The organism is Roseateles sp. UC29_93 (assembly GCF_042695725.1).
In the GTDB taxonomy this organism is placed as follows: domain Bacteria; phylum Pseudomonadota; class Gammaproteobacteria; order Burkholderiales; family Burkholderiaceae_C; genus Roseateles; species Roseateles noduli_A.
The window spans coordinates 976,675-996,441 of record NZ_CP170545.1; the positions used below are offsets into that span (position 1 = coordinate 976,675).

Sequence of the window (19,767 nt, forward strand, 5' to 3'; positions counted from 1 at the left end):
GCGTCGTGGAGACGCAGCGGGAGAAGCCCGGCAAATCGGGCCGCAGCTTAACAGCCGCGTGACGGCACGCCCCCTCCGAGCGAGTTACGGAACGCCGCTGAAACCGGCGACCGCCCGCCCGGCCGGCCGCTCACCAGCCGAGCCCGATCCGCAGCGTCAGCATCACCGCGGTGCCGCTGATGATGGTCCCGAGGATGCCGCGCTTCCAGAAGAAGTAGGCCGTGCCGACCGCCGCGGCATAGAGCCGCGCGTCCTTCCAGGTGTGGATCAGCTCCCCTTGCGTCATGACGATCTCCGGCACGATCACCGCCGCGAGCGCCGCCAGCGGCGCATAACGCAGGCCGTCGCGGACCCACTGCGGCAGCGGGACCTCGCGATCCGGGATCATGAAGAAGCTGCGCGTGACCATGGTGATCACCGCCATGCCGAGGATGCCCAGCGCCGCCTCCCACACGCTCATGCCGGCCTCCCCGAGGAGGAACCGGACGAGCTGGTCGGTCCGGGTCCCGGTCCCGGCGACGCCGGCGGGAGCCACTTTTCCATCAGTCAGCCCCACGGCCACCGCGGCGGCGATCGCCACGAGGATGTTCAGCCGCAGCGGCAACGCGTACGCCGCCACCGCCGCGCAGCCGGCCACCGCGCCCGAGATCCAGGTGTTGCGGTCCTTCAGCAGCGAGTAGCTGAGCCCCAGCAGCGCCAGCACGCCGGCGAAGCCCAGGCCCCAGTTGGTCGGGATGCGGTCGGCGAGGAGGATGCCGGCGATGGCCGGGATCTGCCACGCGGGCCAGTTGGCCGCGACGCCGCCCCAGAAGTACGGGAGCTGGTTGTCCGGATCGGGCTTCAGGTCGGGGAAGCGCTTGAGGAAGGCGACGTAGTTGAGGTCGGCAGCGAAGTAGCCGATGACCAGCCGCTGCGTGCGCGGCAGCGGCCCGAAGTACAGGCGCCACTGGGCGCTGAAGATGACGAAGCGCAGGTTGACGCAGAAGGCCGTGGCCCACAGCACCCACAGCGGTGCGCCGCTGGCGAGCAGGGGCAGCGCGGCCAGCTGCGAGCTGCCGGCGAAGACCGTCAGGCTCATCAGCAGCGACAGGCCCACGCCCAGGCCGCTCTTGACCATGGCCACGCCGGTCACCAGCCCCCAGGCCGAGATGCCCAGCGTGATGCCGAGCATCTCCTTCGCGCCGCGCTTGAATTCCGGGTGGCGCACCAGCGCCGAGAGTCCTTCCGCCATGGGCGCGATTGTCGTCTGCGCGGTGCCCAAACGAATCGCCCCTCGCCCGCTGTCGCGTCGAGGGGCGTCCACACAGCGCCCGGGGGCGCCGCGTCAGGCGCTCACTTCAGCTTGCGCACCGAGCCCGAGCCCGCGTTGGACATGCTGATCTCCGGGCTGCCGACGTAACCGACGTCGCCCGAACCGGCGATGCGCACGTCCAGCTTGCGCGTCGGCGCCACGGTGACGTCGCCGCTGCCGGAGATGCTGACCTTGGCCTCGTCCACGATCAGTTCGCGGGTCTTGACGTCGCCGCTGCCGGCCACCGTCACCGACAGCGCGTTGGCCTTGCCGTTGAAGAGCATGTCGCCGCTGCCGGCGACGCGCAGCGTCACATGGTCGGCCTCCAGGCCCTGCACGCGCAGGTCGCCGCTGCCGGCGATGCTGGCGTCCAGGTTGCCGGTCTTCATCGGCTCGACGCGGATGTCACCCGAGCCCGAGATCGACAGGCCGCGCAGCTGGCGCATGTCCAGCGTGATCGTCGGCGTGCCCCGGGCGTTCAGGCTGAAGCCGCGCTTGGGCGAGATCTCCAGCGTGCGGCCCTTGCTGCCGTCGACGACCTTGGTCTCGATGTAGCTGAACAGGTTGCGGTCGGTCTTGACCTCGACCTTGTCGGCCGAGCCCTGGCGCACGAAGACCTTGAAATCGCCGGACAACGCCACCGCGTCGAATGCGCCGACGTCGCGGGCATCGGCGGCGACATCGCCATTGCCCTCGATGCGCTGCGAGCTGCCGAAGCTCAGCGACCAGGCCTGCGCGGTGCCGACGGCGCCCACGGACGCCAGGCTCAGCACGGTGATGGCGAACAGACGGCGGGTGGCGCGGAAGGACGGGGTGGTCATGGACGATCTCCTGATCTTTCGGATGATCGTATCTTCGCCGCGTCGCCCCCGCCCGGCGACCGGGCGATGACGAACTGCACCATCCACGGGATCAACTGCACGGCTGGGCGATGTGCCGAATGCAGCGGGCGACGCTCAATGGCCGCCCTTGCCCTTGTCCGAGGTCTTGTCGGCGGGCTTGTCCGCGGCCTTCTCGCTGACCTGCCCCTTGGCGGAGCGCGGCGATTCCTCCTCGTCGTCCGACGCGGCCGCGCCGGGCCGGCTGGCCTGCGGGTTCGCGACCAGCGGACGCGTGCCCTCGAGCTTGTTCTCGCGCATGTACTCGTCCATCTCCCGCCAGCCGTCGTAGACGGCCGCCTTCTGGGCCTTGGGGTTCAGGGCGTAGCAGTCCTCGATCGCGCGCAGCGCGTTGCGGCAGGCGCCGCCGATGGCCTTGCCCTCGGCCTGCTTGGCCGCCGCGACCTTGGCGGGATCCTCGATGCCGAGCTGATCGCAGCCGGCCAGCAGCGCGGCGGCGCCGAGCAGCGCCGCCAAGGCGGTCAGGGAACGGGAAGAGGCCTTCATGCTGTCCTTTGCGGCCGCCGGGGACAGGCGCTTGAAACAGGCGCACCAGCGGTATCGGGCCATTGTGCCGTCGACGCCATCACCCCCGATCCAATGAAAAACACCGCCCGGAGGCGGTGTTTCGTGGTTCCGGCGCCCGGGATCGCCATCGGCGTGCCCCGGCGTCGCGGTGCTCAGCGGCGGGCCATCGCCATCAGGCGCTCGATGCGCTCCTCGGTCGACGGGTGGGTGCTGAACAGCCCCCGGATGCCACCGCCCGAGAGCGGATTCATGATCATCATCTGCGCCGTTTCCGGGTGGCGCTCGGTGGTCTCCAGCGGGATGCCCTGGGCATAGCGGTGGATCTTGTCCAGCGCGGTCGCCAGCGCCTGCGGGTCGCCGGAGATCTCGGCACCGCCGCGGTCCGCCTCGAACTCGCGGGCGCGGCTGATCGCCATCTGGATCAGCGAGGCCGCGATCGGCGCCAGGATCGCCACCAGCAGGCCGACGATCGGGTTGGCCGGACGGCCTTCGCTGTCGCGCGGGCTGAAGAACATCGCGAAGTTCGCCAGCATCGAGATCGCGCCGGCCATGGTCGCGCTGATCGTCGAGATCAGGATGTCGCGGTGCTTCACGTGGGCCAGCTCGTGCGCCATCACGCCGCGCAGTTCGCGCTCGGACAGCACGCGCAGGATGCCGGTGGTCGCGGCGACCGCGGCATGCTCCGGATTGCGGCCGGTGGCGAACGCGTTGGGGGCGTTCTCCTCGATCAGGTAGACCTTGGGCATCGGCAGCTGAGCGCGCGCGGCCAGCTCCTTGACCATGTTGTAGAACTGCGGCGCGCTGCGCTCATCGACTTCCTGGGCGTTGTACATCTTCAGCACCAGCTTGTCGGAGAACCAGTAGCTGAAGAAGTTCATCCCCACCGCGACGACCAGTGCGATCAGCATGCCCGTCTGGCCACCCAGCAGGGAGCCGATCGCCATGAACAGCGCGGTGATGGCGGCCATCAGGATGGCGGTCTTCATCAGGTTGAACATTGCAATCACTCCTCGAAAACAGCGGCCGGAGCCGCGAAGGGAAACTCACCCCGGACAGTACACCGTCCCGATGTCCCATGTGACGGCAAGGCGGCCCGGTTCAAGCCGGGGCCGGTCCGGTTTGACCGACGATTCAGTCAGGGTTAAGCGAAGCGGGTACCGACCTGCAGCGGCCGCGCCTGCAGGAACGCGGCGGCGGGCAGGCGCTTACCGCCGGCACGCTGGAGTTCGGTCAGCCGGACGCCGCCCGCGCCGCAGGCGACGACCGGGCCGTCGGGCGAGACCGCCAGCACCTGGCCCGGCTCACCGAGCGCGCCTTGCGCCTCGACGACCTCGGCACGCCAGATCTTCACCGCCTCGCCGTCGAGCTGCGCGACGCCGCCCGGGAAAGGATCGAACGCCCGCAGCCGGCGAGCGATCTGCGCGGCGTCGTCGGTCCAGCGGATCTGGCTCTCGGCCTTCTCGATCTTGTGGGCGTAGGTGACGCCCGCCTCGGGCTGCTTCACCGGATGGAAGCCGCCGCAGGCGGCGAGTTCCAGCGCCTCGACGATCAGCCGGCCACCGAGCGTCGCCAGCTTGTCGTGCAGCGTCGCGGTCGTGTCCGCCGCGGCGATCGGCAGCCGCTCGAGCAGCAGCATGTCGCCGGTGTCCAGGCCCTCGTCCATCTGCATGATGGTGATGCCGGTCTCGGCGTCGCCGGCCTCGATGGCGCGGTGGATCGGCGCGGCGCCGCGCCAGCGCGGCAGGATCGAGCCGTGGATGTTCAGGCAGCCCAGTCGCGGCAGTTCCAGCACCCACGTCGGCAGGATCAGGCCGTAGGCGGCGACGATGAGCACGTCCGGGCGCGCGTCGGCCAGCGCCTGCCGGCCCGCCTCGGCCTCGTCGGGGAACTTGCCGTCGAGCCGCAGGCTGCGCGGCTGGGCCACGGCGATGCCGCGCGACACGGCCAGTTGCTTCACCGGCGAGGCCTGCAGCTTCATGCCCCGGCCGGCGGGGCGGTCGGGCTGGCTCAGCACCAGCGGGACCTCGAAGCCCGCGTCCAGCAGCGCCTGCAGCGCCACGGCGGCGAATTCGGGAGTGCCCGCGAAGGCGACGCGCAGAGCCGAGGCCATCAGTGCTTCGCGTCCTCGCGGGCCTTCTTTACCAGCTTGGTCTTGATGCGCTCGCGCTTGAGCGGGCTCAGGTACTCGACGAACACCTTGCCGGCGAGGTGGTCCATCTCATGCTGCACGCAGACGGCCAGCAGGCCTTCGGCATCGAACTGGAAGGTGTGGCCGTCGCGGTCCAGCGCCTGGACGGTGACCTTCTTGTGGCGCATGACCTTGTCGTAGATGGTCGGCACGGAGAGGCAGCCCTCCTCGCCTTCCATCATCTCCTCGCTGCGCGCGACGAGCTCCGGGTTGATCAGCACCAGCGGCTGGTTGCGCTCCTCGGAGACGTCCATCACCAGCAGGCGCTCGTGCACGTCCACCTGCGTGGCGGCCAGGCCGACGCCGTCGGCGTCGTACATCGTCTCCAGCATGTCGTCGGCCAGCGCGCGCAGGCGGTCGTCGACCGCGGCGATGGGCTTGGCCACCGTGTGCAGGCGTGGATCGGGGTATCGAAGAATGGAAAGTTTCGCCATGGTGAGGACGCGAGGCGCGGTGAGCCGCTGTGGACAGCGCACAACGCCGGTTTGTAAGGGCTTGCAAGGGAGGGCGGGCCGGTTCATTGCCGGGCCCCCTGAACCGGGGCAGAATCGCCGCCAGCGAGACGGTTGATTTTCGCCGATTTGGCGGTCAGTCTGGCCCTCGTCACAAAAGCGCCATTGGCCACGAGGGGCCTTCGATCTCGGCGCGCGGAGAACAAGTAATGACGCAAAGGCGGCCGCTGGGCTTGACGATGATTTCTGCAGCCCTGCTGGCGGGCACCTTTGCCGCCGCGCCGTCGTTCGCGGCGGGGGACTTCCCCATCACCCAGGGACAGCGCCAGACGGCGCAGCAGGTCGCCCAGGCCGGCGTGCCCCTGTCGGAGCTGGCGCCCAACGCCCCCGACACGTACACGGTCAAGGCAGGCGACACGCTCTGGGCCATCTCGGGCATCTTCCTGAAGAGCCCGTGGCGCTGGCCCGAGCTCTGGGGCATGAACAACGACCAGATCCGCAACCCCCACCTGATCTACCCCGGCCAGGTGCTGATGCTGATCAAGGCCGACGGCCGCGCCCGCCTCCAGCTGGGCCGCGACGTGGGCGCCGGCGGCCCCGGCGGCACGGTGAAGCTGTCGCCCCGCGTGCGCTCCGAGTCGCTGTACGACGGCTCCATCGCCGCGATCCCGCAACACCTGATCGAGCCCTTCCTCAATGAGGCGGTGGTGCTCAACAGCAACGATCTGGACGCCGCGCCGCGGATCTTCTCGGCGCAGGAGAACCGCGTCTGGATCAGCAAGGGCGACCTGGCTTACGCCCGCGGCAACCTGCCGGCCAACGTCGAGAACTTCCGCGTGTTCCGCGAGCCGCGCCCGCTGCGCGATCCGGTGACCAAGGAGGTGCTGGGTTATGAAGCCGTCTACGTCGGCACCGCCGACCTGACCCGCCCGGGCAGCGGCAATGGCACGAAGAACGAGGTCCCGGCGACGCTGACGATGACGCTGAACCGCATCGAGGCACAGCCGGGCGACCGCCTCGCTCCGGTACCGGAGCGCGGCTACACGAGCTACGTGCCCCATGCACCGCAAGGCCCCATCAGCGGCTCCATTATCTCGGTCTACGGCGATGCGATCACCGCCGGCCAGAATCAGATCGTGGCGCTGAACAAGGGCAAGCGCGACGGTCTCGAGCGCGGTCACGTGCTGGCGCTGTGGCACGCCGGTCGCGTCGTGCGCGACCCCACCACCGCGCGCCGCGAAGAGATCCGGCTGCCCGACGAGCGTCACGGCCAGCTGTTCGTCTTCCAGGTCTTCGACCGCGTGTCGTACGCGCTGATCCTGTCGGTCCAGGAACCGGTCGTCCCGGGCGACCGGTTCACGCAGCCGTAATCACGGCGGTCAGCGCGGCGGCTCTCCGGATCAGGTCGTCCCGAGGACCGCACGGATGAGCCACGACGAACTGCGCGACTGGCTTCATCTGCTGTCCTGCGTCTCGCGCGGCGCCGCCCGGCGGCTGCTCGCGCGCCACGGCGCACCGGGCGCCGTCCTCAGGGCCGGCCGCGCCGGCTGGGGCGCCGCACTTGCTCCGGAGGAAGCCACGCTGCTGGCGAAAGGCCCGGACCAGCTTGACCGGCTGGTCCGACGCACCGAAGACTGGCTGTCCAGCGGCGAGCGCCGCTCGATCCTGCTCCTGGGCGCACCGGACTACCCCCTGCCTCTGCTGCACACGGCCGATCCGCCGCTGATGCTCTATCTGGACGGCCGGCGCGAGCTGCTCAGCGAACGCTGCGTCGCGGTCGTCGGCAGTCGGCGTCCCAGCCCGCAAGGCGACGAGAACGCGCGGTACTTCGCCGCCGGCCTGGGCGAAGCGGGGTTCTGCGTCGTTTCCGGACTGGCCCAAGGCATCGACGGCGCCGCGCATGAGGCCGCGCTGAACACACGAGGCAGCACGATCGCGGTTCTCGGCACCGGGCCGGACCAGGTGTACCCGCTGGATCATGCGGATCTCTCCCGCCACGTCGCGCGACGCGGGCTGCTGGTGAGCGAGTACTTCGTCGGTACGCCTCCGATGGCGCCGAATTTTCCGCAACGCAACCGCATCATCGCGGGACTGTCGGAGGGTTGCCTGGTGGTCGAGGCCGCCCTGAAGTCGGGATCCCTGATCACCGCGCGGCAGGCGTCCGAGGCAGGCCGGGAGGTCTTTGCCGTCCCGGGCCCCATCCATGCGCCGCAATCCAAGGGGTGTCACTACCTGCTCAAGCAGGGCGCCTGCCTGGTCCAGGAGTTGGACGACCTGCTCAACGAACTCCCCACCGGCGGACTGCCGCGCACGGTGCCGCTCGACCTGGAACCCGACAGCTCGCCGGCGCCCGAGGCCGTGGAAGCGGACGTCGATCACCCCCTCCTTCGCGCGATCGGGCGGGACACGGTGTCCCTGGAGCAGCTCTCGCAGCGCAGCGGTTGGCCGCAGGACGAGCTCAACGCGACGCTGCTGGACCTGGAGTTGGACGGTCGCGTCGCACGGCTGCCCGGCGCGCTTTTCCAACGCCGCCGCACGACGTGAATCCCGATCCCGTCAAGAACGCGTTCCGGCGTTCTGGAAGGAGGAATTCCATGCGCCGGACCGTTCATTTCGGGAGGAAGGGCTTTCAGGGCGTCGGTTATCATCCCCGCCATGTTTGACGTCCTCGTCTACCTGTACGAAACCTATTGGCGGCCCGACGCCTGCCCGGATCACGCACAGCTGACCCGGAAACTGTCGGCGGTCGGGTTCGAAGACGACGAGATCCGCGACGCCCTGTCGTGGCTGGACGGCTTGGCCGGCGCTGCCGAATCCCATCACGGTGAGCCCGGCGAACGCAGCATGCGCGTCTACACGCGCGATGAGCAGGACCATCTGGGCGAGAGCTCGATGGGGTTCATCAGCTTCCTGGCCTCGGCCGGCGTGCTGCCGACCGCCATGCGAGAGATGGTGATCGATCGCGCGATGGCCATCCCCGGCGGCCCGCTCGACCTCGAAGACCTGAAGATCATCGTGCTGATGGTGTTCTGGAGCCTGGGCGAGGAGCCCGATGCGCTGATCCTCGACGAGTTGTTCGTCGCGCCGGAAGAGCGCCTGATCCACTGATCCGCCTGCTTCCAGCTGGCGTAGAAAGCAGAACCGGCCCCGCATCGCGGCGCCGGTTTTTTCATGGGCGCGTGGAACGCCGACCCGCCTCAGGCCAGCAGGCGGCTCGGGTCGACTTCCAGCTTCGCGAGCGCGTTGCGCGTCGCCTTCACGGTGAGCGATTCGTCCTGCGCCGGCAGCATCAGCCCGGCTTGCAGGAACGCGGCCAGCCGGCTCAGTTGGAACAGCACGCCCCGCCCTTGAGGCGAGACGAACAGGATCAGGTGATGGCGCAGCCCGCGCCAGACAAGCTGGACCGGCTCGACCCGGCCGCGGTAGTCGAGCATGTACCAGCTGCCGACCTGCAACTCGCGCGCCCACGCCAGCATCGCCGACGTCGGTGCCGCGCCGCCCTCGGCGACCACTTCCAGCCCGTCGCATTCATGGCTGGACAGGTCGCGCACCAGCGTCTCGTTGATCTCGCCGGACTCGGGCGACGGGAGCATCGCCTCCAGCGTCTCGAGCTGGCTCATCAGGTCGTCCAGCCGCTCGCGCGGGATCGCCGCGGTCTTGGCGGTGAACGCGGCGGCCAGTGCGTTGTTCAGCGACCGGATGTGTTCGTCCTGGCGCTCATGGCTGAGGCCCGCGTGGCCCATGCCGTCGCGCAGCGTCTTCAGCAGCGGCGGCAGGCGACGGATCACCTCGGCTCGGTCCTCGCGGGACACCTTCGCGCTCGCGGACCAGATCAGGTCGGCCGCGGCGCGCTTCATCGCCTTGGTCTGCTCGGCCTGGGGACCGTAACGCACGCCCGTCACCGCCAGCACATCCGCCCAGACCTGGAACAGGAAGTCGCGCACGCCGTCCTGCACCGGGACCTCGGACAGCATCTTGCGCAGTTCGATCGTGTACTGGATCGCCAGCGTCTCGCGCTGCTCGACCTGCTGCGCGAGCGACACGCCCTTCTTCGAGACCTCGTTCTCCTGCTCGAAGTAGTGATCGAGGAATTTCTCGAACTCGGTCAGCACCGTCTGGAAGACACGTCGGCCGGTGTCGGGGTAGGCCTCGACGACCTGCACCACGCGCTTGATCTCGCGCTCCAGCGCATCGCCGATCTCGGCGGTGGAGGTGCTGAAGCCCATCACGCACGAGCCCATCCGGTCGATCAGGCGGCGCGCGGGATGGTCGTCCGTGGCGAAGAAGTCGGGCTCGCCGACGGCCACGCGCAACACCGGCATCTGCAGCCGCGCGAACCAGACGCGGATCGCCGGCGGAATGCGTTCTTCCTGCAGGATGGCCTGGAACAGCAGCGCGACCAGTTCGATCGTGGCACGCTCGGCCGGCGTGTCGGCGGCGTTCTTCAGGACCTGCTTCAGCGCCTGGTTGCGGTGGCGGATCTCGTCGAGTGCCTGCGGGGCCGTCAGTTGCTGGTCGACCGTCGCGACCTTGTCCGCGCGCCGTTGCACCGCTTCCTGCGCGTGATTGATCGCGGCGGTCAGCCGTGGCGAACCGGTCCGCGTCGCCGGACCGGCCGGATGACCGGACATCGTCGCCGGGCCGGCCGGTGCGGCGGGCAATCCGCTGCGCGTCGCCGGCCCCGCCGCCGGCATGCCGGAACGCGACGGCGCCTGGGCCTGCGGCTGCGCCAGCTCCGGCACATGCCGCGCGAGCACGCGCTGCAATTGCGCCATCACCTGCTGGGCCGACTGGCTGGCCGGCGTCCCCGCCGGACCCGCCGGGACGGCCACCTGCGCCGCCTGCGGCGCGATGCCGCCGTGCGCCTGGCCCGGACCCTGCGCCGGCCCCAGCGGCGCGGCCTGCGTCATCCCCCCCGCCGGCGCGTTGCGACGGATGAAGGGGCGCAGGTCCACCTCGGGCATCACGCCCTGCTGGATCAGCCAGTGGTTGGCCTCGTGATAGGCCTCGTTCAGGAGCTGCGAGAACTCATGGTGCAACCAGCGCTGCAGCATCTGCCAGACGGAGCTGCTCAGGCCGGCCTCGAACCAGGCATCGAGCACCAGTCGCGCCAGCACCTGCGCGCGCAGCAGATCCTGCTGCTGGAGGTCCTCGACGCGCTCCAGCGACTGCATCCGGTTGCGCAGGTCGCTGAATTCCCAGCTGGCCTTGTCCATCATCGCCAGCGCCAGGCGGGAGGCAATGATCTCGCGCTCGATCGTGTCGTCGCTGACGAGGGTCAGGTTCTGCGGGCGCGACGACAGCGAGGCCGATCGCGAATCGCCCGCACCGTGGTGGTAGGCGTGCCGCAACGACTTGCCCAGCCGCGCGTGCCAGGGGGTCGAGGCGCGCTGCCACGCCTCGAAGGCGTCGCGGCGGGCCATCTGCAGCGCGTGCTCGGCCGGCTGCGCGAGCTGGTCCTGCACCGCCGTGGTCAGGACCGCCACCATGGCGGGCAGCCCTCGCAGCAGCACCTCCGTGTGGACGCGCCGCGCTTGCGAAGCCAGGGCCTGGGATCTTGCGTCGGCGGCGGTCATCGAGCTCGAGTTTGAGGAGTGCGGATGACTCTACTACACCACCGCGCCCGCGTTGGGGTCATCCGGGTCGCCTTGCTTGGCGGGGCCGGTCTTGACCAGGTCCTCGCGCTTGACGCCCAGCCACATCGCGATCGCCGCGGCCACGAAGACCGACGAGTAGATGCCGAACAGGATGCCGATCGTCAGCGCCACCGCGAAGTAGTGCAGCGTCGGGCCGCCGAACAGCAGCATCGACAGCACCATCATCTGCGTCGAGCCGTGCGTGATGATCGTGCGGCTGATCGTGGACGTGATCGCGTGGTCGATGACCTCGTGGGTGTTGAGCTTGCGGTATTTCCGGAAGGCCTCGCGGATCCGGTCGAAGATGACCACCGACTCGTTCACCGAGTAGCCCAGCACCGCCAGGATCGCCGCCAGCACCGCCAGCGAGAACTCCCACTGGAAGTAGGCGAAGAAGCCCAGGATGATGACCACGTCGTGCAGGTTGGCGATGATGCCGGCCACGGCGAACTTCCACTCGAAGCGGAAGGCCAGGTACAGCATGATGCCGATGACGGTGAAGCCCAGCGCGTAGGCAGCGTCGTGCGCCAGCTCGGCGCCGACCGACGGGCCGACCACCTCGCTGCGGGTCAGCTTCAGCGGTTCGGCGGTGCCGACCGCGCAGGCCTGGCGGGTCACCGCCTCGCCCTGCGGCGTGACCTCCTGGTGCTCGACGACATTGCCGTTCTCGGACTTGCACAGCTCGGTGAACACGCGGCTGACCAGCACGTCCTGCTTGACGTCGGGCTTGACCGGCAGCCGGATCGATGACGTCGCGCGAAGTGCCGAAGTTGGTCACCTGGATCTCGCCGAAGCCCATCTGCTCGACGGTGTGACGCGTCTTGTTGATGTCGGCGGCCTGCGCGTACTGGACCTCGACCACCGTGCCGCCGGTGAACTCGATCGAGAAGTGCAGGCCCTTCGTGACCAGGAAGAACACCGCGGCGACGAAGGTGAGGAAGGACACGGCGTTGAGGATCAACGCGCGTTTCATGAACGGGATGTCCCGTTTGATTCGGAAGAATTCCATGGCGTTGTGCGCTCGCTAAGGGGGCCGCAGCCGTTGTTACTTGGCCTCGACGGCTTCGGCCGCCGATTCAGCCGGGACCGCGGTCGTGCCGGGTTTCCAGACGGTGCCGATGGACACGGACTTCAGCCGCTTGCGGCCGCCGTACCAGAGGTTGACCAGCGCGCGCGAGAACATCACCGACGAGATCATCGAGGTGATGATGCCCAGGCAGTGCACCACCGCGAAGCCCTTGATCGGACCCGAGCCGAAGGCCAGCAGCGCCAGGCCCGCGATCAGCGTCGTCACGTTGGAGTCCAGGATGGTCGCCCAGGCGCGTTCGTAGCCGGCATGGATCGCCTGCTGCGGCGCGAGGCCGGCGCGCAGTTCCTCGCGCACCCGCTCGTTGATCAGCACGTTGGCGTCGATGGCCATGCCCAGCACCAGCGCGATCGCCGCGATGCCCGGCAGGCTCAGCGTGGCTTGCAGCATCGACAGCACCGCCAGCAGGAGCAGCAGGTTGAAGCCCAGCGCCACCGCGGAGAACACGCCGAACATCATGTAGTACAGGCACATGAAGACGGCCACCGCGACGAAGCCCCAGGTCACCGACGCGATGCCCTTGTCGATGTTGTCCTTGCCCAGCGACGGGCCGATGGTGCGTTCCTCGATGATCTCCATCGGCGCGGCCAGCGAGCCGGCGCGCAGCAGCAGCGCGGTGTCGCTGGCTTCCTGCGTGGACATGGCGCCGCCGGTGATCGAGAAGCTGTTGCCCAGCTCCCCGCGGATGACCGGCGCGGTCACGACCTGACCCTTGCCCTTCTCGAACAGCAGGATCGCCAGGCGCTTGCCGATGTTCTCGCGCGAGACGTCCTTGATGATGCGGGCGCCCTTGGCGTCCATCTTCAGCGTCACGGAGGGCTGGTGGTTCTCGTCGAAGCTCGGCTGCGCGTCGTTCAGGTTGTCGCCGGTGACGACGACCTGGCGCTTGACGATGATCGGCGTGACGCCGTCCTTCTCGGTGAAGCGCTCGGTGCCGAACGGCACGGGACCGGTGCCCGCCAGCGCGGCCTGGGCCTCGGCACTGTCGTCCACCATGCGCATCTCCAGCGTCGCGGTGCGGCCGATGATGTCCTTGGCCTTGGCCGTGTCCTGCACTCCCGGCAGCTGGACGACGACGCGGTCGCGGCCCTGCTGCAGGATCACCGGCTCGGCGACGCCCAGCTCGTTGACGCGGTTGTGCAGCGTGGTGATGTTCTGCTTGATCGCGGCGTCCTGGACGGCGATCACCGCCTTGGGCGTCAGCGAGCCGGTCAGGCGCAGCTCGGTGCCGGCGCCCGGACGGCACCCAGGCGAAGTCGGGCACCTGGTCGCGCAGCAGGTTCTGCGCCTGCGTGCGGGTGGCCTCGTCGCGGAAGTTGATGGCGACGTCGTTGCCCTCGCGGGTGACGCCGGCATGGCGGATGGTCTTGTCGCGCAGCATCGTGCGGACGTCGGAGGCCATCGACTCGGCCTTCTTCGTCAGCGCCGACTTCATGTCGACCTGCATCAGGAAGTGCACGCCGCCGCGCAGGTCCAGGCCCAGGTACATCGGGAACGCGTGCAGCGCGGTCAGCCAGGCCGGCGAGCGCGACACCAGGTTCAACGCGACGATGTAGGTGGGGTCGGACGTCTCGCTGCCGTTCAGGGCCTTCGCGATCGCGTCCTTGGCCTTGATCTGCGCGTCGGTGTCATGGAAGCGGGCGCGGATCGAGCTGCCTTCCAGATGCACGAAGTCGGGCGTGACGCCGGCCTGCGTGATCGCCTGCTCGACGCGCTGGCGGACGGTGTCGTCGATCTTGACGACGACCTTGGCGCTGGACACCTGCACCGCCGGCGCTTCGCCGAACAGGTTGGGCAGCGTGTAGATCAGGCCGACCAGCAACGCCACGACGAGCAGCGCGTACTTCCACAGCGGATAACGGTTCATGAGGAGATCCTCTGCAAACCAGGCGCCGCGTCGGCCGATGCGGGGCATCGGGTCCGCGGGCGCCTCTGAAAACCGACCCGGCGCGTGCGTCGCACGGGCCGGGTCGTCAGGGAGCGGTCACGCCGGACGCGGCCGCCCCAGGTCGGGGTTTCGAATTATTTCGAGACGGTGCCCTTGGGCAGGACCTGCACGACGGACGTGCGCTGGACCTGGATCTCGACGCCCGAGGCGATCTCGACGGTCAGGTACTGCTCGCCGATCTTGACGACCTTGCCGAGCATGCCGCCGCCGGTGATGACCTCGTCGCCCTTGGCCAGGGCCTCGACCATCGTCTTGTGCTCCTTCTGGCGCTTCATCTGGGGACGGATCATCACGAAGTACATGACGACGAAGACGGCCACCAGGGGCAGCATCTGCAGGAAGCCGCCCGTGGGGTCGGACGAGGCAGCAGGCGCGGCCTGGGCGAAAGCGTTGGAAATAAACACGTCGATATCCCTCAGGAATTGCGTTGGCGCCGGCCAGGGGCCGGAGCGCCGCCGGACACGAGGTCCTGGCGTACGGAAGAACCGGTGATTGTATGCGGCCCATCCGGCCGGCCCGGCACCTGCCGGACGCGGATTTAACTGGGGTTGACCTGCGCAAACTCAATCCGGTCCGGACCAGGGATTGCCCGTAGGCCAGACCCTGCGATGATCCGCGCCCATGACTTCAGACACCCTTGAGCTGCAGGACGTCGACAAACGCCGCCAGGCGGACCAGGCTTACGACGCGATCGAGACGCTGATCGCGACCTTGCAGTTGCGCCCGGGCGCGCCGGTGGTGGAGACGGAACTGATCGCGCGGATCGGGCTGGGTCGGACACCGACGCGCGAAGCGCTGATGCGGCTGGTCGCCAGCGGCCTCATCGCGCAGCAGCCGCGGCGCGGCCTGCTGGTCAGCGACATGCCGCTGGCGGAACACCTGGATCTGCTGGAAGCACGCCGGCCGCTGGAGCGGTTGATCGCCTGCTGCTCCGCCCGCCGGGCGTCGCCGGCGCAGCGCTCGGAACTGCTGGCCTGCTCGGCCCTCATGGGCGAAGCCGCCGAGCGGCACGACCTGGAAGCCTACATGCGGGTGGACCAGGCGTTGGACCGGGTCAACCACGCGGCCTGCCGCAACCGCTATGCGGTGGCCGCGGTGCTGCCGATGATCATCCAGTGCCGGCGCTTCTGGTACGCGTACCGGCATCTGGGCGACGTCGCCATCGGCGCTCGCGCGCATCAGCGCCTCGCGGAAGCCATCGCGGGCGGAGACGGAGAAGCGGCAGCGGCGGCCTCGGACGTCCTGATGGATCACCTGCGCGCGTTCACGCAGCAGGTGATTGCTTGAGGGGCCCGACCGTCACGACCCGCTGGATCGACGCGCGGACGGCGCGCTGAGAGGCGGCCTGCCGGAATCCTCGTCGCCAGCCGCCGCGGCGGTCGGTGGCGATGGCGCCGGCCGGGGCTTGACCCGCTTGCGAAGCAGGCCCGGTCCGCGCCTCACGGCGGTCCTGCCGGGGCTGCTCACCGGAAGCGGACGCGCGCGACGCTGATCTGCGTCGTGCCGTCCGGCAGCGGCTTCACCGACACCACGCGGAAGTTCTTCGGCAGTCCGACCTTGTAGAGCTGCCCGCCCGCATCGGGCTTGTCGTCGTCGCAGGTCAGCGGACCGCCGTCCTTCGGCTTGCCGCGCGGGGCATCGGCGGCGCCGCAATCCAACGGCGTGCCGTAGCGCGACAGCGCGCGGCGATAGAACCTGCCGACGCGATCGACCTCGTCCTTGCTCTGGAACTTGCCGGCCGCCAACTGCAAGCCGAACAGCCCGCCCCAGAGGCTCATCTGCACGCTCGACTTGTCCTCGTCGCGATCCTTGTAGGGCACGGCGCCGGGATAGAGCGGCGTGTCGAGGTCGACGCCGTCGGCCTTGGCGTCGACGGTGATGCCGGCGCTGAAGCCCTCCTGAGCGGGCGGCGGCGGCGCGGACTGGGCACAGGCCCCCAGCGCCAGCGTGACGGCACCGACCAGCAGTGCCGCACGCGACATCCGCGCGCACGGACGGTGGGTCAAGGACGAGGTCGGCGGGGAAGACAACGAGGAGATCGAAGGCTGGATCACGGGACGCTCCCTGGTTCGAGGTGCGATGCACTGTACGAACCGGTGCATCGCGCAGCGCCCGCGCGGCGACCAACTGCATCCCCGGAGGGACAGACCGCATCCATCGCGGAGCGGGCGCTTCCTCAGGCGCGGCGCCGCAAGGTCCACAGCGCAGCACCGATCAGGCCCACGCCAACGATCTGCGTGAGACTGAGCGCCCGGCCGTAGACCGCCCAGTCGACCAGCACGGCCGTCCCGGGATAGACGAACTGCAACACCGCGATGCGCCCGGTGCCGAGCCGCGCCATGCCGGCGTACAGCACGACATACGCCAGCCCGGTGTGCAGCACGCCGAGTCCCGCCAACCAGCTCCAGGAGGCGCCGAACGCCGGCAGCCCGTGCATCAGCGGCCAGGGCAGCAGCACGACGGCGCCCACGACGCACTGTCCCGCCGACAGCGCGAACGATCCAGCGCGTTCAGCCTCGAGCTTGGCGAGGAAGCTCGCCGCCGCGTAAGTCACCGACCCGAGCAGGCACATCCCCACCCCGAGGGCATAACCCGGCAACCGCATGGCGCCGCCCGCGCCGCCGCCGGGCGCGAACACCTCATACGCGATGCCGGTGGCCAACGCGAGGCCACACAACGCAATGGCGGCTGCCAGCCACTGCGCGCGCGTCACGTGTTCGCGCAGCCAGAAGGCGCCCATCGCCATCAGCCAGAAGGGTTGCACATGAAAGACGACCGTCGACACGGCGATCGAGCAGCGCGGGATCGCCGCGAAGAACAGTCCCCAGTTCAAGACCGTGAGCAGTCCCACGGCGAGCACCACGCCCAGCGCGCGACCGCGCAGCCGGACGAGCTCGCCGATCTGGCCGCGCGCGGCGCCCCAGGCGAGCAGCGCCGCGAGCCCGAACACGCAACGGAACCACACGGTCGTGGCGGGGTCCTGGGCCGCTTCCTCGACGAACACGCCGATCGTGCCGAGCAGCAGTCCGCCGCCCACCATGAGCCCCTGACCTTCCCGCAGGCGCCGGGCCGCGCCGGCTGCGGTCGCCGAAGACGGGGAAGAGGATTCTGGCGAGGAGGCGAGCGACGTGGACATGGGAAGAGTCTGGGCCGCTGCCCGCATTCGGCAAAGCGAATCCTCTTCACGCTTAGCATCACGGAATCGAATGGATGCCCCCGAGGGGCGGAGGACCTGATGCCCTCGACCGACCTTCAACTGGACTGGCTCCGCGCCTTCGTGGCGGCGGTGGACGGCGGCTCGCTGACGGCGGCGGGCGCCCTGGTGCATCGCTCGCAGTCGGCATTGAGCATGCAGATCGCCAAGCTGGAACGGGCTGTGGGTCAGCCGGTGCTGGTGCGCACGCCGCGACGGCTGGATCTGACGCCGGCGGGACGCGAGTTGCTCGGACACGCGCGCCGCCTGATCGCGCAGCACGACGAAGCGGTCCAGGCGCTCAAGCGCGAGACGCTGCACGGCCGCCTCACCATCGGCGTGCCGGAGGATTACGCGCTGCCCTACCTCACCCCGGTCTTGCGCGACTTCGCGGGACGGCACACGGCGGTGGAGCTGACCCTCGTCTGCCAGCAGTCGACGGTGCTCATCCCCCGGGTGTCGCGCGGCGAAGTCGACGTGGCGGTCGTCACGCGCGATCGAGCCGGTCGCGGGCAGCCGCTGTTCGACGAACCGCTGGCCTGGTTCGGCGCGCCGCGCTTCGAGGCGTGGCGGCAGACGCCCTTGCCCGTCGCGGTCTACGAATCGGGCAGTCTTGCGCGCAAGGCGGCACTGTCGGCGCTGGCGGCATTGAAGCGGCCTCACCGCATCGTCTGCGACAGTGCCAGCCCGGCCGGCATGCTGGCGGCCGTCGAGAGCGGCCTGGCGATCGCGCTGTTCACACGCTGCAGCGTGCCCGAGGGCATGGAACTGCTCGACGAGCGTCACGGCATGCCGCCGGCGACCTCGCTGCCGGCGATGTCGGTGGTGCTGATGCGCAGCAAGGCCTCGGCAGGCTCCGCGGCGGCCGACGCCTTCGCGGGCCAGGTCTTGCGCACGCTGGCGCGCAGCCGGACGGGCTCGACTATGCTGCGCCGATGATGCTGCTCCGCCGGCTGTGGCCCCTCCTTCTCCTGCTGGTCTGCGCGGCACTCACGGGCGCGCCGCACGCCCAGGCCGCCGAGCCGCTGCGCATCGGCTCCAAGCGGTTCACGGAGAGCTACATCCTCGCCGAGGTGCTCGCACAGACCGTGCGCGCCGACGATCCGTCCGCCGAGGTGGAGGTCCGCCAGGGCCTGGGCAACACCGCCATCGTCCACGCGGCGCTGAAGGCCGGCAGCATCGACGTCTATCCCGAGTACCTCGGCACGATCGAGCGGGAGATCCTCGGCCACGCGACCACCGGCGCGCCGCTCGATCAACTGCAGGCGGAACTGCGCCCGCTCGGGCTGGCGATCGGTGTGCCGCTCGGTTTCAACAACGGCTACGCACTGGCAATGCGGTCGGCGCAGGCGCGCGAACTCGGTCTCCATGCGCTGTCACAGCTGAAAGGGCGGCCGACGTTGAAGCTCGGCCTCAGCAACGAATTCCTGGGCCGCGCGGACGGCTGGCCCGGCTTGTCGAAGCGCTATGCGCTGCCGCAGACCCCGACGGGGCTCGATCACGGGCTCGCTTACCGCGCGCTTGCCGAAGCCCAGATCGATGTCACCGACGTGTACACGACCGACGCGCAGATCGCGGCGCTTGATCTCACGGTGCTGGCCGACGACGCGCACTTCTTCCGCGGTATGACGCGGTGTTGCTGTATCGAGTCGATCTGCCGCAGCGCCATCCGCGCGCCTGGGCGGCGCTGCAGGCGCTGCGCGGCAGGATCGACGAGACCGCGATGATCGCGATGAATGCGCGGGCCGAAGTGCAGCGGCAACCGTTCGACGCGATCGCTCGAGCGTTCGTGGCGACCCGTGGCCCCGCCTCCTCGGCCGCGGCCGCCTCCGCCCCTTCCGCCTCTTCCTCCGCCTTTTCCATCGGCTCCACGACATCGGCCCCTGCGTCTTCCCCGGTCCGGCCGAGCCGGCCAAGTCGGACCTCTGGTCGAGATTGAGCGGTCCGGATCTCGGTCGACTCACGGTGCAGCACCTGGCGCTGGTCCTGGGATCCGTCGCGCTGGCCACGCTGATCGGCGTGCCGCTGGCGGTCGCGCTGCACCCGTGGCCGCGCTGGCGCGAAGCGCTGCTGGCCGTCTGCGCGCTGCTGCAGACCGTGCCCTCGCTGGCGATGCTGGCGCTCCTGATCTGGGCGACGAACCGGATCGGGCCGGTGCCGGCGCTGGTCGCGCTCACGCTCTATGCGTTGTTGCCGGTGCTGCGCAACTGCACGGTCGGTCTCAGCGAAGTGTCCGAGGGCCTGACCACCGCCGCGAAGGCGCTGGGCCTCACGCGGGGCCAGGTGTTGCGTTCAGTGCAGTTGCCGCTGGCCTTGCCGGTCATGCTCGCGGGCCTGCGCACGGCCACCAGCCTGTCCGTCGGGGCCGCCACCATGGCGGCCTTCATCGGCGCCGGAGGCTACGGGGAACGCATCGTCACCGGGCTCGCGCTGAACGATCAGACCCTGCTGCTTGCGGGCGCCTTGCCGGCCGCGGCGCTGGCCTTGCTCTTCGAAGGCGCGTTCGGACTGATGGCGTGGAAACTGGCGAGAAGCCGCGGGGCCTGAGGTCTCGCGGAGAGCGCCC

At 69.6% G+C, this 19,767-nt stretch carries 16 protein-coding genes and 4 pseudogenes; 7 read left to right on the plus strand and 13 right to left on the minus strand.

Features of this window, described 5'->3' with window-relative positions; translation table 11 throughout:
- Positions 1-130 precede the first annotated feature (130 nt).
- The 7 genes and pseudogenes from ACFJIX_RS04465 to def form a co-directional block, all read right to left on the minus strand.
- Positions 131-460 carry an AzlD domain-containing protein gene (locus tag ACFJIX_RS04465; RefSeq protein ID WP_377161605.1) on the minus strand — a complete coding sequence of 110 codons (330 nt, stop codon included), beginning with the start codon at positions 458-460 and terminating at the stop codon, positions 131-133.
- Positions 461-547: 87 nt separating this feature from the next.
- Positions 548-1,231, minus strand: a pseudogene (locus ACFJIX_RS04470) (AzlC family ABC transporter permease); the annotation flags it as partial.
- A gap of 101 nt (positions 1,232-1,332) precedes the next feature.
- Positions 1,333-2,112: a head GIN domain-containing protein gene (locus tag ACFJIX_RS04475; protein WP_377158051.1), complete on the minus strand. Its 780-nt coding sequence runs from the start codon at positions 2,110-2,112 to the stop codon at positions 1,333-1,335.
- Positions 2,113-2,247: 135 nt separating this feature from the next.
- Complete coding sequence (locus tag ACFJIX_RS04480) at positions 2,248-2,676, minus strand: hypothetical protein (protein ID WP_377158053.1); 429 nt, start codon at positions 2,674-2,676, stop codon at positions 2,248-2,250.
- 173 nt (positions 2,677-2,849) lie between these two features.
- Complete coding sequence (gene htpX / locus ACFJIX_RS04485; protein ID WP_377158055.1) at positions 2,850-3,695, minus strand: zinc metalloprotease HtpX; 846 nt, start codon at positions 3,693-3,695, stop codon at positions 2,850-2,852.
- A gap of 143 nt (positions 3,696-3,838) precedes the next feature.
- Positions 3,839-4,795 carry a methionyl-tRNA formyltransferase gene (fmt, locus tag ACFJIX_RS04490; RefSeq protein WP_377161607.1) on the minus strand — a complete coding sequence of 319 codons (957 nt, stop codon included), beginning with the start codon at positions 4,793-4,795 and terminating at the stop codon, positions 3,839-3,841.
- A gap of 11 nt (positions 4,796-4,806) precedes the next feature.
- A complete protein-coding gene (def, locus tag ACFJIX_RS04495) occupies positions 4,807-5,319 on the minus strand; it encodes a peptide deformylase (protein ID WP_377158056.1) in 513 nt (170 codons plus the stop codon).
- A 257-nt stretch (positions 5,320-5,576) separates the two neighbouring features.
- Here def and ACFJIX_RS04500 point away from each other — a divergent pair, with 257 nt between their 5' ends.
- From ACFJIX_RS04500 to ACFJIX_RS04510, 3 genes are all read left to right on the plus strand, one after another.
- Positions 5,577-6,707, plus strand: a complete 1,131-nt coding sequence (locus ACFJIX_RS04500) for a LysM peptidoglycan-binding domain-containing protein (protein ID WP_377158058.1) — start codon at positions 5,577-5,579, stop codon at positions 6,705-6,707.
- A 55-nt stretch (positions 6,708-6,762) separates the two neighbouring features.
- Positions 6,763-7,881 carry a DNA-processing protein DprA gene (gene dprA / locus ACFJIX_RS04505; protein WP_377158060.1) on the plus strand — a complete coding sequence of 373 codons (1,119 nt, stop codon included), beginning with the start codon at positions 6,763-6,765 and terminating at the stop codon, positions 7,879-7,881.
- A gap of 111 nt (positions 7,882-7,992) precedes the next feature.
- Positions 7,993-8,445, plus strand: a complete 453-nt coding sequence (locus ACFJIX_RS04510; RefSeq protein ID WP_377158062.1) for a DUF494 family protein — start codon at positions 7,993-7,995, stop codon at positions 8,443-8,445.
- Positions 8,446-8,534: 89 nt separating this feature from the next.
- On the opposite strand, the gene ACFJIX_RS04515 is transcribed toward ACFJIX_RS04510, so the two are convergent.
- The 4 genes and pseudogenes from ACFJIX_RS04515 to yajC form a co-directional block, all read right to left on the minus strand.
- Entirely contained in the window at positions 8,535-10,913 is a 2,379-nt protein-coding gene (locus ACFJIX_RS04515; protein ID WP_377158063.1) for a DUF1631 family protein, read from the minus strand.
- Positions 10,914-10,946: 33 nt separating this feature from the next.
- A pseudogene (secF, locus tag ACFJIX_RS04520) lies at positions 10,947-11,982 on the minus strand (protein translocase subunit SecF).
- A gap of 36 nt (positions 11,983-12,018) precedes the next feature.
- A pseudogene (gene secD, locus ACFJIX_RS04525) lies at positions 12,019-13,927 on the minus strand (protein translocase subunit SecD).
- Positions 13,928-14,082: 155 nt separating this feature from the next.
- A complete protein-coding gene (gene yajC / locus ACFJIX_RS04530) occupies positions 14,083-14,412 on the minus strand; it encodes a preprotein translocase subunit YajC (RefSeq protein ID WP_067278751.1) in 330 nt (109 codons plus the stop codon).
- A gap of 217 nt (positions 14,413-14,629) precedes the next feature.
- Here yajC and ACFJIX_RS04535 point away from each other — a divergent pair, with 217 nt between their 5' ends.
- Complete coding sequence (locus tag ACFJIX_RS04535) at positions 14,630-15,295, plus strand: GntR family transcriptional regulator (protein ID WP_377158065.1); 666 nt, start codon at positions 14,630-14,632, stop codon at positions 15,293-15,295.
- Positions 15,296-15,471: 176 nt separating this feature from the next.
- Here ACFJIX_RS04535 and ACFJIX_RS04540 read toward each other — a convergent pair whose 3' ends face one another.
- Positions 15,472-16,062: a hypothetical protein gene (locus ACFJIX_RS04540; protein ID WP_377158067.1), complete on the minus strand. Its 591-nt coding sequence runs from the start codon at positions 16,060-16,062 to the stop codon at positions 15,472-15,474.
- Between the two features lie 122 nt (positions 16,063-16,184).
- Entirely contained in the window at positions 16,185-17,144 is a 960-nt protein-coding gene (locus tag ACFJIX_RS04545) for a DMT family transporter (RefSeq protein ID WP_377158069.1), read from the minus strand.
- Positions 17,145-17,243: 99 nt separating this feature from the next.
- Between ACFJIX_RS04545 and ACFJIX_RS04550 the strand changes: the two genes are divergently transcribed.
- The 3 genes and pseudogenes from ACFJIX_RS04550 to ACFJIX_RS04560 all read left to right on the plus strand — a co-directional run bounded on the left by ACFJIX_RS04550 (position 17,244) and on the right by ACFJIX_RS04560 (position 19,748).
- The gene (locus ACFJIX_RS04550; RefSeq protein WP_377158071.1) at positions 17,244-18,140 is read left to right on the plus strand and encodes a LysR family transcriptional regulator; all 897 of its coding nucleotides are present in this window, start codon (positions 17,244-17,246) and stop codon (positions 18,138-18,140) included.
- Positions 18,140-19,140, plus strand: a pseudogene (locus ACFJIX_RS04555) (glycine betaine ABC transporter substrate-binding protein). The gene ACFJIX_RS04550 and the pseudogene ACFJIX_RS04555 overlap by 1 nt, the downstream one beginning before the upstream one ends.
- Entirely contained in the window at positions 19,137-19,748 is a 612-nt protein-coding gene (locus ACFJIX_RS04560) for an ABC transporter permease (RefSeq protein ID WP_377158072.1), read from the plus strand. The pseudogene ACFJIX_RS04555 and the gene ACFJIX_RS04560 overlap by 4 nt, the downstream one beginning before the upstream one ends.
- Positions 19,749-19,767: the final 19 nt, after the last annotated feature.